We start from the raw sequence: 17,062 nt of genomic DNA, 5'->3' as shown, positions 1-17,062 counted from the left end.
TCATGACCCAACACCTCGCTGTACCCCGCTTAGACTTAGCACCTAAATTGAGGCGACCTCTCTCACTTTGGAATCCCTGGGATTATGTGCGTCTATTACACTGGGTATTTTTCTTTCCCCAAGCTTTACGATGGTATACGCTTTGGTACACACAAAATTTGCCAGAAGGATTTTTTATTCCTGAAAATCTGAATTGGAAAAATGCTTGGGGATTATTACCTAATAAGATTATTGGTAAATTATTTTTACAGAGTTTAATATTAGCGATTATTCTAGCATTAGGTCAGTCCTTTATTTTGCAAAAAATAGGTTTTACCTTAAATTATTTATATGTATTAGCTGGTATTGCTTTAATATTTATTGGTTATTTTTTCTTTTTGTATCTATTTTATCTGTCTAGTTATGAATCAAATAGAAATAATTATTATGTAGAAATTTTAAAAAGCTGGATAAATTGGGGTCTGCCTTTATTTATCATTTTAAGTATTACTTTTAATCTATTTTATAGTATTAGTACTTTGCCATCAAAAGAACAATTTTCAGATATATTAACTCCTTTAAGTTTTTCAGTATTACGATTTATTTGGTTAAGTATATCTCTTCAGACAGCTTTTGTAATTTTAGTAGATGTAGCAAATATTGAATCGTTTTTTATAATTAGCATATTTTTATTTTTATTTATTATAACTAATTTTTTAGTCATTTTTCAGAATATTCCAGTTGAGTTTGGTTTATTAAAATCTATACTATTTATTTTATTATCAAGTATTGCTTCTATATTAATTATATGTTTTATATTCTTACGTCCTGATGACTGGCTTTTAAGTTTATTTAGAAAAAAAAACTTATGTAGCGATAATAGAGGGCAGGAATTTCCCCATGTAACTCCAATACCTTTTCCCTATCTATCTGAACAATTGAAAATTTGGTTACATTATAATTGGGAAGAAGGAGCAATAAATGCTAAAAAGCTTTTTTCTTATACTTTTCAATTTATACCTATTATCAAAGCTCTTAATCAAGTTTTAGCTGAAACAGATTCAGACCAATTAGTATATCGTGTAGCACAATTGGCCGAACCTCCTTATAATTGGGAATTGATTCGTTGTCTCTGTGGTTATCTGTTTCCTCTATCGTATCGATTGGATACTCCGGCGACTGCTACTGCTGCTGGATTTTGGTTTTTACATCAAAAAAATCTTCGTGAGTCTACAGAAGCTTTTGCTGCTGTACGTTCTCTAAATCATGGGTCAGAGATGTATATTCTTACTCAAACTTTGTTCAACTTTGATAGAGCTAAGAATTTAAATAATATTGCTGCCCTTAAAATACAAAATTTTCCAATAGAACGTTTGTTACGCCCGGAGACTTGGAAGGCAATTGCTAGTTTGCGTCGAGTTGCAGAAGATATCAAAGTTATTAGGGATAGTTTGTCTCGTTCTGCCAGAGCCTTTGCCCTCAGCCGTGCTATTGGAGAACTTAAAAGTTTGCGAGACAATTATTATATTTTACCTGAACTTGAACGAGAGCTAATTAAAAAAATAGCGATTAATTGGTCAGTAGCCCTAATGGATGTAGCTACTGAGGTAGGGCAAGTTCGCATCGATCATCGTGTGGCTAATCCCTACATAGTTGGTGATCCCGTTCAGGGAAACCTTTTCATTGGTCGAGAAGATGTTATCAAGCAACTACAAGAACTTTGGGTGCTGGGTTATCAACTTCAGTCTATAGTTATCTACGGTCACAGGCGCATGGGCAAAACCTCTATCTTGCTTAATGCTACTAACCGTCTAGGGTTAGGAATCAAGCTAGCATATGTCAATTTACTGCGTTTGGGAGATAGCCCTCAAGGTGTTGGTGAAGTTTTAATGGCAATTAGTGATGAAATTTCTCAAGCTGTACAACTTCCACCTCCTGCTGATTGTGATTTGCTGAATCTTCCCTACCGAACTTTTGAACGGTATTTGAAACAAGCGGAATCAAATTTAGAAGGTGGGCTAATCATTGCCTTAGACGAGTTCGAGAAGATTGAAGAACTGATTGATGCTGGCAAAATACCTTCAGACTTTGTAGCTTATCTGCGAGGGTTGGTGCAAATGAGTTGTAAAGTCGCTTTTGCATTTGCTGGTTTGCATACTTTAGAGGAGATGACAGCAAATTACTTTCATCCATTCTTTGGAAGCCTAATTAATATCCATGTCAGCTTTCAAGAACGTGCAGCTACGCTCCAAATTCTAGCTAACCCAGGTAATGAAGACTTCCTCCTCGACTACACCCCGGAAGCTTTAGATGAAATTTATGCTTTGACACATGGTCAACCATATCTAGTGCAACTGCTGGGTTTTCAGCTAGTGCGCCGCTACAATGACTTTGTTTTTGAGCAAGGACGATCGCGTGGGCCAGTTTTCACAGTAGAAGATGTGGAAGCAGTTATCAATGACCCTAAATTTTTCAAGCAGGGAAGCGGCTATTTCACTGGGGTTTGGGGTCAGGCTGCGCGGGGTGCTGAGGATCAACAGTTAATTCTACAAGTGCTTGCACCTCACTTAGAAGGGCTAAGTTTGGATGCCTTAGCTCAGTCTACAGGTATGAACAATGCCGATTTACAGGAAGCCCTGAATACTCTGAAGCGTCATGATGTCGTTGAAGAAACTCAGGGAAGTTGGCGGATTATGGTAGAGCTTTTTCGCCGTTGGGTTTTGCAGCAGTAGATTTTTGCAGTACCGGGCGAATAGAATTCGCGGCTACACAGGCAAAGTCCGCCTTCGCGGACTAATTTCGGCGAACTCATTTGTTATTTCGGCGAACTCATTTGTTACTTCGGTGATCGCATTTGTGACTTTGGCGCTCGCATTTGTTACTTCGGAGTTCGCATTTGTTACTTTGGCGAACTCATTTGCTATTTCGGAGTTCGCATTTGTTACTTGGGCGAACTCATTTGTTATTTCGGCGAACTCATTTGTTGCTTCGGCGTTCGCATTTGTTACTTTGGCGAACTCATTTGTTACTTCGGCGAACTCATTTGTTGCTTCGGCGTTCGCATTTGCTTGTTTGGCAACAGCATTTGCTATTTCAGCGATCGCATTTGCTATTCTAAACGCTTATCTCCTCAAACTACGAGGATCAAGTGCATCTCTCAGTCCATCACCGAGTAAGTTGAATGCCAGTACTGTGAGGATAATCACCACAGCCGGCGGCCAGATTAACCAAGGTTGCAGTACCAAAATTGAAGCATTGCTAGCTAGAGAAAGCATATTTCCCCAAGAAGGGTCTGGTTGTTGAATACCCAAGCCGATGAGACTCAATATCGCTTCTGCACCAATAAAGCTGGGAATTGCAAGGGTCGCAGAGATAACTACATAACTAGCTGTTTGCGGCAAAACGTGGCGGAGGATGATATAAAGTGGGTTCGCACCCATTGCCCGCGCTGCTTGGACAAATTCTCGCTCTTTAAGTGATAATACCTGTCCGCGAATGACCCGTGCTAAACCAGCCCAACTAATAACCGAAGTAATCACCACAATCAGCAAAAAGCGCTGAGTACTGCTTAAACCAGCTGGTAAGACTGCGCCCAATGTCACCAAAAGATAAATACTAGGGAAAGTCATTAGCACTTCTGCCAAGCGCATAATAAGGCTATCAGTCACACCGCCGAAATAGCCAGAAATTCCCCCGATAAGCAAACCAAGGGGATAGGTAATGATAATGCCAAAAATCCCGATAAACATACTGATGCGACCGCCATGCAGCAAGCGACTAAATTGGTCGCGGCCTTGGTCATCAGTGCCCAAAACATTGACTTTGACGCCACTTGTTGTCCCAAATAAATGCCAATTTAAGGGGATACCAGGAAAGATCGTGACTTCATCCCACTTGGGGGGTAATGGCAAACTCATCTGTAACAATCGGTATTCTGGCCCGGAGACAAATAGACGCAGAGGTGAGGGCTTTGTCGAGTCTACAATGAGTTTGCGATCGCCTGTTTCTAAATTAGTGTCTCCCTGAGTCGTCGGATAAACATGGGGCCCGATAAACTGCCCTGACTGAGAAACCCAGTGTATTTTAGTTGGTGGCAGCAGTGAACCATTGGGCTGTGAAGCATAGGGGTCATAAGGAGCCACGAAATCAGCGGCAATTACTGCTATATAGAAAATTAACAGCAAAATTGCCCCAAATCGTGCCAAAGGATTTTTCTTCAGTCGTCGCCACCAATCCATAGTAGTTAGGAGTTATAAATTAGGAGTTAACGCGATGTGCAACTTAATTTTTGACCTCTCTCCAAACCTCTCTCCTGCAAGGAGAGAGGCTTTGAATTCTCCCCCTTCCCTACCAGGGAAGCAGGGTGGTTTCATACAACGAGAGAAAAAAACTAAAACTGGGTTTCAAAGCCTCTCCCCCCGTGGGGGAGAGGTTTGGAGAGAGGGAAAAAGCCATGCCACAAAACGAGAAATCAAGACTTATGTATTTTTCTTTTTCCGTATGAAACCACCCTGCCCTTCCCTACCAGGGAAGGGGGCTGGGGGGTTAGGTTCGAGTAAAAGTTGCACACAGCGTTCGTTATTAAAGTTTTATCTTAGTTCATAACTCATCATTAATAATTCCTAACTCCTAACTCTCAGTTCCCCACTCCTAACTTTTCTAAATACCGCTGCTGTTCTTGCTGTTGTTTTTCGTGTTCTACAACAAACACATTTGAGTAGAGATTAGCCAGAATTTGTTTTCCCTGCTGTGTCAGTGATAGATAATGTAGTCCCTCTTGGATATAGGGAAAGACGCCATTCCAGTAGAATTTAGCGTAGTTATTACGTAAATCGGCAGGGGTTTTATAGCCCAAAACTTTATTTACACCAGTTTCTTCAAACTCATAAAATAAAGAAGTAATTTTCTTCAGATAACGTGGGTCGCTTAGTTGACCAATCAAATCAGCAGCCCGGACTAACCCGGCAAAGCATTTTGTATCTTGATGATCTTCTGCCGCAGGCACGGGAAATCGAGTTAATTCAATGTTGCTCTTAATTGCCTCAGCATCTATTAACTTGTGACCTCCAAAACGCTCATCAATAAAAAGCTTGGCTCTATCAACATGATACGGCGTGAGACTGGCATCAGAAGCGCCAGGAGCTACAGAAATCATTTTGCCATTTTTACCTGTGGCATATAAGCCTGCTGCTTCTCGGTCTTGTCGGCAAACTCCCTTAACGTAGCCAATATCATGACTTACCAAGGAAATAATACAATGCAACCAATCTTCACTAGAAACACCACCTTCCCTAATGTGTTTGCCACGTAAGATTTCTTGCCCCACTAGAGTGACAAGGACAGTGTGTTCAACATTGTGATAAAGGGCGTCGCTATTGGCAATGTTTTCCAAAGCCATGTTACCAGCCCAGGCGATAATGTCCTGATAATCATTTTTAAAGCAGCCGTAGGTGCGACGGTAGCCGTCTCGAATTTCATTTACAAAGGCATCAATTAAAATTTCAGTGGCATTGAACATATCTTGTTACTCTGGTAAATACCAATTATTTATTGATTGATTTCAAAATTCCATAATCAGGGCCATCCTTGCTGGAATTTAGGGCAATGGATTTGCTCCTTTGTAACTCACGTGTAGCTGTGGACGCTAGCTTGAGCTATGCCTAAATTGCATGGTAAAGAATAGTTTTCTGGTAATACAAAGGCTTTAGAGGAATTATCAATGCCAAACTGAAGCATTTTTTAATATAACTTTATACATTAAAAATTGGATTTTAAATTAGATAAATCTAGATTAGCCTCACTAGTTTTTCATATCTAACCATTGGTTGACAGTGATCTAAATACATATGGTGTGTGACCTTGAGTAGCTAGATGAGATGAAATAATCATTAGTATCATAATTTACGTAACAAGCTTAAGTGTCACTTGCTAGTAATTACTCTTAGCAAAATTGTTTTATTATATACAGTTTTATATAAAGGACATATACTATGAAATGCGTCATAGTTGATACGAAGTAAATAAATTTCAATTTTTCTTAAGAAAATACCAAGATTGGTATGCATAGATAGAAAGTGGAGGTCGGACTGTGAGCGATGAAAGTTTTTCAGAAATCGAGGTGGAAGAAGCTATAACCTCTGAAGATAGGAGCTTTTTGAGCAAATCAGATCAAAAATTAACCAAGGTATGGTTGAAGCCGTTATTCTTGGGTGCTGGTTTAGGAATTGCGATCGCCTTTGGTGGAATGGGTGTACTAAATCGTCTTCCGGCTCGTCAACAAAAAGCGGTAGCGGATAAAAAAGTTAACCCAGTGATGACAGTCACCATCGCCAAAGTAGAAACCGCCCGTGTTTTCCGTACCCTTAAAACTACTGGGACAGTAGCAGCGCGTGATTTAATTGCGGTGTTACCACAGACAAACGGCTTACAAATCAAAAGCATCCCTGAAGATGTAAAAGAAGGGACTTTTGTCAGAAGAGGTCAGGTGTTGGCGGTGTTAGATGGTTCCATACTGCAAAGCCAAATTAGCCAAGCAAAGGCAGATGTGGAATCAAAACAAGCAGATTTAGAATCGAAACAAGTAGATTTAGCAGCCAAGCAGGCAGCTTTGGCATCAAATACAGCCATAATTCAACAAAGACGAGCAGATTTAGCTCAAACTAAGGCGAGGTTAGAAGAAGCAGCCAAGAATTATCAGCGCTATCAACAACTTGCTGACTCTGGGACGATTAGTAAGCAAGAACTCGATACTCGTTCCTACGCTGTAAAAACTGCTATAGAAATTGTAAATCTATCCGAAGAAAATGTGCGTAGTGCCCAGGCCAATATCGGCAGCGCCCAGGCTAATATTGGTAACGCCCAAGCTATCATCAACAAAGCCAAAGCCGATGTCCGCAGCAGTGCTGCTAAGGTGCAACAACTACAAACTCAGTTGCAACAAACTGTGGTGCGATCGCCGGCTTCTGGATTAATCGCTGAGAAATTGGCCAGAGTCGGTGATGTGACTGGTGTACCGCCACAAACTCAGCTGGGAACTGTGATTGGTGGCACACAAAAGCTATTTTCGATTATCCGAGATCAAAAGTTAGAACTTCAGGCTAAGGTTCCCATAATTCAACTAACTCAGGTAAAAATTGGCGCATCTGTGCAAATTACTTCAGATGTCGATCAGCGCGTGCGATCGCAGGGACGAGTTAGAGACATACAGCCACAGGTGAACGATCAAAGACGGGAGGCTACAGTAAAAATTGACTTACCGCCAAGAACTTTACTTAAATCAGGGATGTTTGCTAGTGCTGCAATTACTACTAGCTCAGGAATGAAGATGGTAGTACCGCAAAAAGCAGTTCAATCTCAAGCAGATGGAAGTGTAATTGTATTCACCTTATCAAGTGGAGATATAGTCCGCAGCCAAAAAGTAGAGTTAGGAGATCCTGCAAATGGCGACAAAGTGGAAATCAAGAGTGGGTTGCAATTAGGCGATCGCGTCGTAGTTGCAGGTGCAGCATATCTCAAAGATGGCGACAAGGTTCGAGTTGCAAATTGAATTAAATAATGTGCGATTCACTCATGGTAAAGTTTCATGACAAGTTTTGACACGAGTAAAAAATAAATGCATCTGCCATACTAGCCAAGATCCAACTCGCCAAGCTGCCATTGACAAGGGGGTTGTAGATGAATTTGAAGGCATGTCTAATATATTTTGGTCATAATGTAACCATTTAACTGGTAGATGTCCCATCGGTGTCGTTGGGGATAATTTAAAAGTTAGTTGGTCGTAATTTAACCAGTTTCCCTCTCTTCGCCAACCCAGGCGATCGCCAAGTCTTTTTTCTGTTTCATAATCTATTTGACCGCCTATTTCGTGCCAAATACTTTGCTGAACACTAAAACCAAAGTAACCATGACTGTATTGTTGCCAAAGTCGATCGATTTTATGAAAAGCTTGACATGAAAAGTTAAGAATATCTTGTTTATAAACTTCATTCCAATCATTCTTACCCATAACTTGTAGCATTAATTTAGCTGTTTCAATATCAGCTTCTTGCCACTTGTACTGCGTAAGAAGGTTTTGCAATTTACTGTAATCAATATGACAATTATTTTTAAATTCTGTGGTAAGCTCAATATCAATATCCTTATTAAGTTGTTCTGCCAATTCTGTTTTTTCAATAAAAAGTTGAGAATCATCAGAAACAATATCTGTTTCTTCTATCCCTAGCACTTTCTTTTGAGCAACCAGTTGAGTAGACATATAATTAGATATTAGGTAAATCGCTTGATTTAAAGTTATCTCATCTTTACTTAGCTCAAATTCATGAACCTGCAAATCTAATAATTTTGACTGAAAGAAAGCATCTGGCAGCCTATCTTTTTTATCATAACTTGCCACCAATAAATTTAGGATGTCATGAGATATCGTACTAGTATTTTGTATTGTTAATAGATTAACTTGAGAATTTAGAGTACTACTTGCTAAATTTTGAATTTCTCCTACAATTGCGTAAAAATCTGCATCTACTTTTACTACATCATCTATTAAAGATTGAAACGGACTAAAGTAATCTTGTAGAGAGTTTTCTAAATTAATTGCTGTTTCAGCTATTTTTGCTATTTCTTGACGAATTTTTGTAGCTTTGACTTGATATTCATAAATTTCTTGATACACCTCTATATCTTTAAGTATTTTCTGAATAGCTTGCTTTTGATTTTTGGTATCTTCCGCTAAATTTTTAATTCCTTCGCTGAGTAGCTTTACTTTCTCTAAAATTAAAAAATTAGTATTGCTTAACAACAAAATAGATTTTAAGTTTTCTTCTTCTTCCCATTTTAGCTTGTCAATTATTTGAGAATTTTTATGATTTTTTACCTCTAACTTACTTCTTTCTTCATTTACTTTTCTAATTTCATCATATTTTTGATTAAACAAATTTTTCCAGTCATCTATAAATTTTAATAAAAAGTCTTGATAACTATTTTTATAATTTTCTAAAAAATCAAGAAGGTAAGTATAATCTCTAATTAATAATTTAACCTCTGCTAAAGTTTGTTCTTGACTAATTTCTTTTTTCCATTTAATTACTCCCCAAAAATAAGAATGATATTTAGTACCTTCTTTAATTAAGGTTTGGCATTTTCTAATTTTTCTTTGAACTTTTTTTAGTTTGGGGTTTTTTAAAGTAGGGAATTTGTAATGTATTTCATAAATCTTAATAGATTTATAAGTAACTAATTGTTTTTGCTTTCTAAATAGCATCACTTATTTGAAATATACAAATAGTTACTAAACTCTTACCCATTTCAATACCTTTGGGTTTTTATTATAGCAGTAGTTTACACCATCCTTAGTAGTCACAGACTTTTCTTGACTAGCTTTGCTTCTGATCGTAGTAATAGAATAGTCTGTTAATGCCTGAAGCTCTTTATGAGAAAGTCCTATAATTGTAGCGTAGACGCTTTGCGTATTGTCATTAGACATCACTGCTGATTCTGGTTTGATTTTGAGTTCATTTTTCGGGTAAATATCTATCGTAATTTGCTCCTTTTCAACTGCTTTAACAACAATACCTTTTTGCAATTGATAATCTGGCATAGAAACAAGTTGCCAATTAGATTCTTGTGAAAGTTCTAACACCCATTGATGATAGTTAAATAAGCTTTCTCTATGACCAACGCTGATAAAAGTTGTTTTCGATGATTGTAACTGTTGATACAAGTTACCTTCGTTATTTAAATCTAAGGCACTCGTTGCTTCATCTAAGATAGTGAAACTAGGATGTGTAATTAATAGCCGTGCAAAAGCGAGGCGTTGTTGTTCTCCTAAAGACAATATATTTTCCCAAGGAACTTCTGTATCAAAGCCATTTACGCGGGTAAGTAAGTGTTGCAAGTTAACTTGTTGCAAAATGTGTTCAAGTTCGCGATCGCTCATTTTCCTGTCTGTATGAGGATAGAGCAATTGTTGGCGCAAAGTCCCCAAAATGATATAAGGCCGTTGGGGTAAGAATAATACTTCTTTTAGAGGAGGACGCACTAGACGGCCAGTTCCCGCATTCCACAAACCAGCGATCGCTCTTAACAAAGAACTTTTACCTCTACCACTAGGGCCAACAATCAATAAACCTTCTCCTGGCTGAACAGCTAGTGACAAGTTTTCGACGATTATCTGTTCATAATTTGGCGTTTGTAAAGTGACATTCTCAAAAGCTAAACGTTCTTCTTCTATAATTTTTATAGTATTGACGTTCTCTGGTTGTTTACTAGCAGCCTGTAGTGCATCTGAAAACTCTGCTAAACGTTTTACATAGCCAGAAAATCGCCCTGAAATTCCAAACTCAGATATTAGTTCTCCTAGAGCATTAGAAAACATAAAACAAGCAAAACTAGCTTGATTTATTTGTCCATAATCAATTTGATCTTGGAGAAATAAAGGTGTAAGAATGAACATCGAGAATACGCTAATGGCAGACTGATATGCTCTGCCAAAAGCGTCTTGTCCTCTCTCTAAATTCAGCCTGCGTTCAGCAGTTTTTAAAACATTATTAAATCGGCGCTGAATTATATTGAATTCTTCATCTTCTCCATGAAAAAAAGCGATTGATTCAGCGTGATTACGAACATGAGTCAAGCAATAAGCAAAATCTGCTTTGAATGCAAGTTCTTCTTGGTTAACTTTATTTATTCCTTTATTTAAGTAAACAGCTATTAAATTACCTACAATTGTATAAATAACTAAATAAATTGCAATTTGTGAAGAAACTGTCCAGAGAATTATCAAAGAACTTCCCATTTCTAAAGATTTTTCTAGCAAAGAAGATGAGAATCTCAAGCCAATACTAGTAATGGGTTCTATCTCTTGGGATAAGCGTTGATCTGGATTATCTATCTCAGATTTAAAATTGATTTTGTAATAAGCTTGATTGCTTAAATATTTTTCTAAAACATGAAGATTTAGCCATTTATACCAGTCAATAATTATTTTTTTCCTGACATATCTCAAAAGAGTTACTAACAATACCATGCCGACAATAATGAGACTGGAAAACAATAAAGTACCATTATATTTATCAAGGCTTCTCTGTTCAATAACAATATCAATTACATAGCGATTCCAGTAACTATTTGCAGCATTTGCAGCGACAATTACGACTATTAATAATACCAAGGAAATTAGCATTCCCCATGAGCGAATCACATCTGAAAATGCTCTTCCTTCTGCTTTTGTTGGATACCAATAAGGTTGAGCAACTACTTTCACATCTTGCCAAAATTGAATCAGGGTTGAAAAAGGATTCGTTGTATTTTGCTCACGCACAGATGGAGTTTGCATATTCTAAAAATGTAGCCGTTACTAATTACAGTAGGAATTTTGAAATGGCCTTTGAGAATCAAGTTAGACTCAAAGGCCATTTTTCCTTTTAGAGAATGTCCGAAAACAGTACTAGGTCAATGGTTCCTCATCAACAATTTCGACTGTTCTCGGAAAAGGTCCTTGGTCAGGCTCAGTAACGACTACTGGGCTAATATGATGTTTCAGTTTGAGTTTTAACTCATCTGAAATGGGCAATTCTTGAATTTCTTTGAGAAGAAATCTGACAGATTCAGTTTTGCTACGTTCTGTATAGACGAGCTTGAGAATGTTTTCAATTCCAAATCCCGCTATATATTCCCCTAGAACGGCTACCAGCCCAAGCAAGCCCAAACCTCCTAAGAGACCTAAAGGGCCGCCCAGCGTTGAAAGCATGGCGACAACGGCGGCGACATTACCCCCTGATGCACCCGTTGCTATCACAAAAAGTATGCCAGGAAGACCTAAACCAGAAATTTTTTTGACGAGTTCATCCATTGTACTTACCTACAATCCTTATAAAGTGGAAACATGACTAATACCAATTCGCAATTCGCAATTCGCAATTCGCAATTCGCAATTAAAAAACTTAGAGATACTCACCTTTCAGGGTTTATATCTGTTTCGTAATTTAAGTGAATTGGTATAAGAGAGTCATTACTAATTTCTTTTGTGAAGAAATTAAAAATCTTACATCTTGCACCAGTTAGTTGGTGCAAGATGTAAGAAATCTGATTTAGCCCAACAAAAGACTACATAGTTCATCGATTTGTTGACTTTTGTTAGATATTAGTCGATGGGCTATAGCTTGTAACTGACGAGTATTTTGGAGTTTGGTATTATCTATTTCTTCTAGTTCACTATCTAACAATGTTTGAAAGCGATAATAAAAACTTTTAGCTTCTTTATCAGTAGGCTCAAACAACTGTTCTAATTCTCCAGCTACCACTTCACTACTACCATCAAACATAATATTTAAAAGTGGTCTTCCCCATTGCAAAAGTCCCCAATTTTTGACTTCTTTATAAGGGTAGACACTTGTCAGGGAACCTGTACCTAAAGAAACTACTAAAATATCTTCTGTATTCAGGACTTTTTGGGCTTTTCGTTTACTACTAATTTGTGCTTCTAAAATAGCTAAATGGGCTGGATTATTAGCAAATACTCCACCATCGATTAAAGTATAGGCGATGCCGCTATTATGGGGGTTTACAAGCCGATGAGGAGCAAAATAAGTCGGAGTGGCACTAGTTGCCAATGCCGCATCTAGGAGAGAAAAACCGTCACATAACTTCTGAAAATTCTTAGATTCTATTTGCTGCTTTTCTAGTTGGTTGGTAAAAAATATCGGAATTCGCTGCTCGATATCGTAACTCGTTACAAAAACTTCTTTGAGATTATTTTCTAGAGGCGCGTTACCAAAATATTTCCTGAAAATTTCTTCTCTGTTTTCGGAAGGATATTTTGGCTGGAGAAATATATCCTCTAATGGGCCAAGTAGTCTTTCAAACAACGGCTCGTAAAATATTTCTACCCCATACTCAAGAAATAACTGTAGGATATCCTCAGCAGTGTATTCAGCTACTGGCAAGTTATCAGATACATCGGAACTTAATCGGGGTTTAGTTAGTCCAAGTGCTAAAATTCCGCCACTGGAAGTCCCAGTAATTAAATCAAACAAACTGAATATAGGCTTTTGTGTCCGCCTTTCAATTTCTGATAGGAGTAATGCAGGAATAATGCCCCGAATACCGCCTCCATCAATGGAAAGTATTTTATATTTGGGACGGGCTTCTGTATTCATGGTTTCTGGCGATTCCTCCTGAGTTAATATTTGTGCTTGTTGGATATTGACGGGATCTTCAGTTTTTTCTGTTTTGGTTTCCTCGTCATGAGCTATCGCAGTTGGAATAATCTCGGATTCTTCGCTGTTTATTTCTGTCTGTTGAATTTCCTTGGCTTGGTTTTCGTCGTCGCTTACTAACGATACCGTTGCTGCTAATAAATTTGTGGTTAGCGGTGAGATATTTTCTTCAGGAATAACTGCTATCTCAGTTTGGATCTCTTCTTGAATATCTTCTTGATTGGCTAATTCTTCTGCAAATATAACTGGATTTGATGATTGTGTTGCGAATGGAATTTCTGCTAAAGTCCAAATAGGATTACCACGAAAATTTCCTTGATAAGACTTTCCAGTTTGGTTTTTGACAGTTGTACCTTGCCCATCGTCTAATCTCCAGTAGGCCACTAATCCTTCTTCATCTCCGACTATTAGCCCACAACGATGATTCTGGATTTGTGCTTGAGTACAAGGATAATTCCAAACGCTAATGTTTGCTAATTGCCCTTTGAAATAGACCTGTTTGTGTAACGTTGCTCCCAGAGTTATAGAACTTGTGGCTTTGTTTAAAGATGAACCTCTAAGAGAATCGTTATATTCATGATCGTCAAGATATACGGCTAGCTGACCACTATTAAAAACAATAGCAAAAAAGTGCCATTGCCCTATAGTTAGTTCTCCTTGCCCGAATGTTTTGATACCCTTGCTAACACTTTCATCAATGTAGACATCTAAGCTTCCTGTTTCACTGATGCCGAATTCAAAGTTATCGCTGAATCTCTCTGAAGAACGGGCAAAAAATACATTGCGCGTCCCGTAACTAGTGGCTTTATTTGTTAGTTCATGTGGATTTATCCATCCTGAAACTGTAAAAGCTGAACTCCCTTGAGCGAAAACGCCGCCAATATCGTTTCTACCAAAATCTATATAATCTTTTTCCCCATCAAATGTTAAAACTGTTTGTGTATTTACTAGGTTTATCACAAGGGTTTAAGCTCCAAGTATCAATAATTTTATAATTTTAAATAAGGAATTTAATATTAATAAACTTAATAGTGAAATCTCACGAACACTTTTCAAAATAGAAGACAATAAAAATATACAAGGCTCAATATCCTAATTTTTATTAGTCAGTAATACTTCTGCGATCGCCTGCGAAATAGGGTAATGTGGTGAATATATCTCCAGCCAAAAAAATTCCCCGACTGGGTTAACTTCGAGGAATACATGCCGACCTTCGGGGGTGACAATAATATCAATTGCTCCATAGTTTAAGCCAAAATAAGCCATCAGTTTGAGCAGTTTTTTCTCAATATCTTCTGGCAAGTTGTAGGGTTGCCAATTTTTCACTAAGGCTCTCCCTTCTTTGCGCCAGTCATAAGTAGATCCTTCTAAGCTTTGGGAATCTACTGCGGCAGTAAATACGCGGTGTCCAACAATAGTTGTTCGCAATTCCAGCGCCTTAGGCACATTTTCTTGAAAGGTCATCGGACAAAAACGCAATCCTTCCATATTCTCCAGATCATCATTTGTAACTGGAGTGGTAAACACAACGTTTTCTCGCCCCTGCTGATCGTAAATAGCAAAGGAAGAAAGCATTTTGGTAACTATACCTTGCTGACACTCTTGAGCAAATTGCTTGACTGCTTCTGGATTGTTTGAAGTCAGGGTACGTGGAGTTACAAGGCCAACTTCTCGTGCAACTTGCAATTGTAGTTGTTTATTATTAGCCCGATCCACATTGGACATTTTATCAAAGTGGAATCCCTGAAGGCTGGCAATCATACCTCTGACTGTGGCGCGACATTCGTTAATTGACGCATCTCTGTATTGCTTGTCCATTGAGTCGGGGATTTTTTGTCCGTAGCGCATCCGCCGATACCAAACTGAGGAGACTTCACTCAAATCTAGCTTTTGTTCGCCATCAGTAATAATTACTTGTTCAGTAACGCCAGAGTAAATATCTAGCTTGACTTCGGTGGGATATCTGTCTGTGTCAAACCGAAATGCTTTTTCTCCTCTAGCCTCAATTTCTTTGATGACTAGAGGAATACTTTCGTTGTCTTTACTAAACGTAACTATTAATACGGTCATAATTGAGTTGCGCTTAAGATACCCTACAGTAATTGACTTTCTTAATTACGAATTACGAATTGGCACAAGAGCATCCGCGATCGCACTTGCAATGGGTAAGTTTAAATCCTTTTCCAGCATTCCCCACTCCCCCAGAGGGTTGATTTCCAAAAAGACGTATTCGCCTGATGGTGTGACGATGAAATCTAACGCTCCAAACAACAACCCAAATTTCCTCATAAAGGTTTTGAGACGGCGAACTACTTCATCAGGAAGCTGATGATGTTGCCATGCGCCAACCTCAACACCAGGTTTACGCCAATCAACTTTGGCTGCCGCATATATATCTGCATTTAGCGCCCCCACAAATACATTACCATTCACATACACTACCCGTAATTCTTGTTGCTTTGGAATTTGCTCTTGAAAAACCATTGGGCAATAGCGCAGTGACTCGGCATCTTCTAAGTCTTCTTCCTTGACGATGCTGGTGTACAGGAAAAACGAAGAGTTAGCTTCCATACTACGGGAAAGAGCAGTTAAGAGCTTGCTCACCATTTTGCCGTTGACTTGCCCGAAAAACTCTCGTGCTGCTTGGGCTTTGTTGGTAACAAGAGTCTGGGGAATAACAAAACCTACTTCAGACGCAATCCGTAGTTGACGCAGCTTGTTACTTGCATAATCTATCCGTTCTAAATTATCTACCCAACAAGCTCCCTTGAGGCTGTCCCAAAAAGCATCTAAAGTTGCTTGTGATTCTCTAACGCAAGCTTCTCGGAACTTTGGCGCTAATTCTTGGCTCAGTTCTGGTTCCCAAATACGGCGCATCCATACAGCTTCCACCTGCTCTGTGCTGATAGAGTGGTTGTTACATTCTATAGTGTGGTAGCTTTTAGACTTATCAAAATGTGCTGTTAATTGGACTTCTAGAGGAAACTTATCAGTATCTAGACGAAATGGTTGCACCCCTTTTTTTGATAAGGCTTCTGCCACTCTATCTATTGTGAAAAAATCACCACTGTGGGTGATTAATAAAACAACATCACGAGATAGGTGCATAAAATATACTTTTTTGAAAATTTTAGGAGGTAGCTATTAAGCAATAGCAAACAAATTGCTTTTTATAACCTAAAATTTTTAAATATTTAAAAATATTTAGGTATCTATAAAAAGCAATCACCTCCATGTTATAGATAAGGCAATATGAAAGCGATCGCCTACGGCGGGCGCTCTGCGCCATCGCGTTTATATGAGTAGCTTTCAATTATTTGATAACTGCTACTCTATGAAATTATGATTCAGCCAATTACAAGGTATCTTTCCGATCAGAAAGGTGTTTTCAGATGTAGAAGAGTAAATAAATTATCTATCTTCCAAATCTGAAGGATACTTGTAAGTCCAAGGAACCTCTGTTCCTTCAGTAGCTTGCTCTTCCAAGAAACGCGCAAAAAATGGTATTGCTACGACATCCACTGTTTTTGCTGTGTTTGTAGGCATAGAGTTCTCCTTAAAGTAAATTGATTTTTCAAATAAAAATATATCATTAAATTAAATATATTTTCAAGGTCAGTTAAGACAGTTAAGAAGTAATTTTTCTAAGATAGTTAGGAAAGTTAGGAAAGTTAAGAAAGTTAAGAAAAAATTATTTAATAATTATCAAGTTAAATAATCAAGATTATAGTAATTCTATTTAATTATTGAACAAGTAGGGGTTGGTTCGCCGAGATCATCATTAATAATTAATAACATTTTTAAACCCGCCTCTACTCTCAATACTTCTCGGTTAAGGGGAAAAGGGGAAAGGGAAAAAGGGAAAGAAAAAA

The 17,062-nt window shown here is 38.1% G+C and carries 11 protein-coding genes; 2 read left to right on the top strand and 9 right to left on the bottom strand.

The window, feature by feature from the left end:
- Positions 1-2 precede the first annotated feature (2 nt).
- Positions 3-2,711, top strand: coding sequence for an ATP-binding protein (locus tag VB740_RS04315; RefSeq protein WP_323198833.1), 2,709 nt, complete (start codon positions 3-5; stop codon positions 2,709-2,711).
- A gap of 390 nt (positions 2,712-3,101) precedes the next feature.
- Here VB740_RS04315 and VB740_RS04310 read toward each other — a convergent pair whose 3' ends face one another.
- Both VB740_RS04310 and VB740_RS04305 read right to left on the bottom strand, forming a co-directional pair.
- A complete protein-coding gene (locus tag VB740_RS04310; protein ID WP_323198832.1) occupies positions 3,102-4,217 on the bottom strand; it encodes an ABC transporter permease in 1,116 nt (371 codons plus the stop codon).
- A gap of 398 nt (positions 4,218-4,615) precedes the next feature.
- Positions 4,616-5,497 (bottom strand): Npun_R2479 family HD domain-containing metalloprotein, encoded by an 882-nt coding sequence (locus VB740_RS04305; RefSeq protein ID WP_323198831.1) that lies wholly within the window; start codon positions 5,495-5,497, stop codon positions 4,616-4,618.
- A 570-nt stretch (positions 5,498-6,067) separates the two neighbouring features.
- Here VB740_RS04305 and VB740_RS04300 point away from each other — a divergent pair.
- A complete protein-coding gene (locus VB740_RS04300) occupies positions 6,068-7,525 on the top strand; it encodes an efflux RND transporter periplasmic adaptor subunit (protein ID WP_323198830.1) in 1,458 nt (485 codons plus the stop codon).
- A 21-nt stretch (positions 7,526-7,546) separates the two neighbouring features.
- Here the strand turns inward: VB740_RS04300 and VB740_RS04295 are convergent, their stop codons facing one another.
- The 7 genes from VB740_RS04295 to VB740_RS04265 all read right to left on the bottom strand — a co-directional run bounded on the left by VB740_RS04295 (position 7,547) and on the right by VB740_RS04265 (position 16,736).
- Complete coding sequence (locus tag VB740_RS04295) at positions 7,547-9,235, bottom strand: GUN4 domain-containing protein (protein WP_323198829.1); 1,689 nt, start codon at positions 9,233-9,235, stop codon at positions 7,547-7,549.
- Positions 9,236-9,262: 27 nt separating this feature from the next.
- Complete coding sequence (locus VB740_RS04290) at positions 9,263-11,308, bottom strand: ABC transporter ATP-binding protein/permease (RefSeq protein WP_323198828.1); 2,046 nt, start codon at positions 11,306-11,308, stop codon at positions 9,263-9,265.
- A 111-nt stretch (positions 11,309-11,419) separates the two neighbouring features.
- Positions 11,420-11,824 (bottom strand): hypothetical protein, encoded by a 405-nt coding sequence (locus tag VB740_RS04285; protein WP_323198827.1) that lies wholly within the window; start codon positions 11,822-11,824, stop codon positions 11,420-11,422.
- 238 nt (positions 11,825-12,062) lie between these two features.
- Positions 12,063-14,150 (bottom strand): patatin-like phospholipase family protein, encoded by a 2,088-nt coding sequence (locus tag VB740_RS04280; protein ID WP_323198826.1) that lies wholly within the window; start codon positions 14,148-14,150, stop codon positions 12,063-12,065.
- A gap of 132 nt (positions 14,151-14,282) precedes the next feature.
- Positions 14,283-15,260, bottom strand: coding sequence for an MvdD family ATP-grasp ribosomal peptide maturase (locus VB740_RS04275; protein ID WP_323198825.1), 978 nt, complete (start codon positions 15,258-15,260; stop codon positions 14,283-14,285).
- Between the two features lie 45 nt (positions 15,261-15,305).
- Positions 15,306-16,298 (bottom strand): MvdC family ATP-grasp ribosomal peptide maturase, encoded by a 993-nt coding sequence (locus VB740_RS04270; RefSeq protein WP_323198824.1) that lies wholly within the window; start codon positions 16,296-16,298, stop codon positions 15,306-15,308.
- 303 nt (positions 16,299-16,601) lie between these two features.
- Complete coding sequence (locus VB740_RS04265; RefSeq protein ID WP_323198823.1) at positions 16,602-16,736, bottom strand: microviridin/marinostatin family tricyclic proteinase inhibitor; 135 nt, start codon at positions 16,734-16,736, stop codon at positions 16,602-16,604.
- Positions 16,737-17,062: the final 326 nt, after the last annotated feature.

Origin of the sequence: Nostoc sp. UHCC 0251 (assembly GCF_034932245.1) — a bacterium.
In the GTDB taxonomy this organism is placed as follows: Bacteria; Cyanobacteriota; Cyanobacteriia; order Cyanobacteriales; family Nostocaceae; genus Nostoc.
The sequence above is the reverse complement of the archived record's forward strand: the minus strand, read 5'-3'. Positions and strand labels throughout refer to the sequence as shown.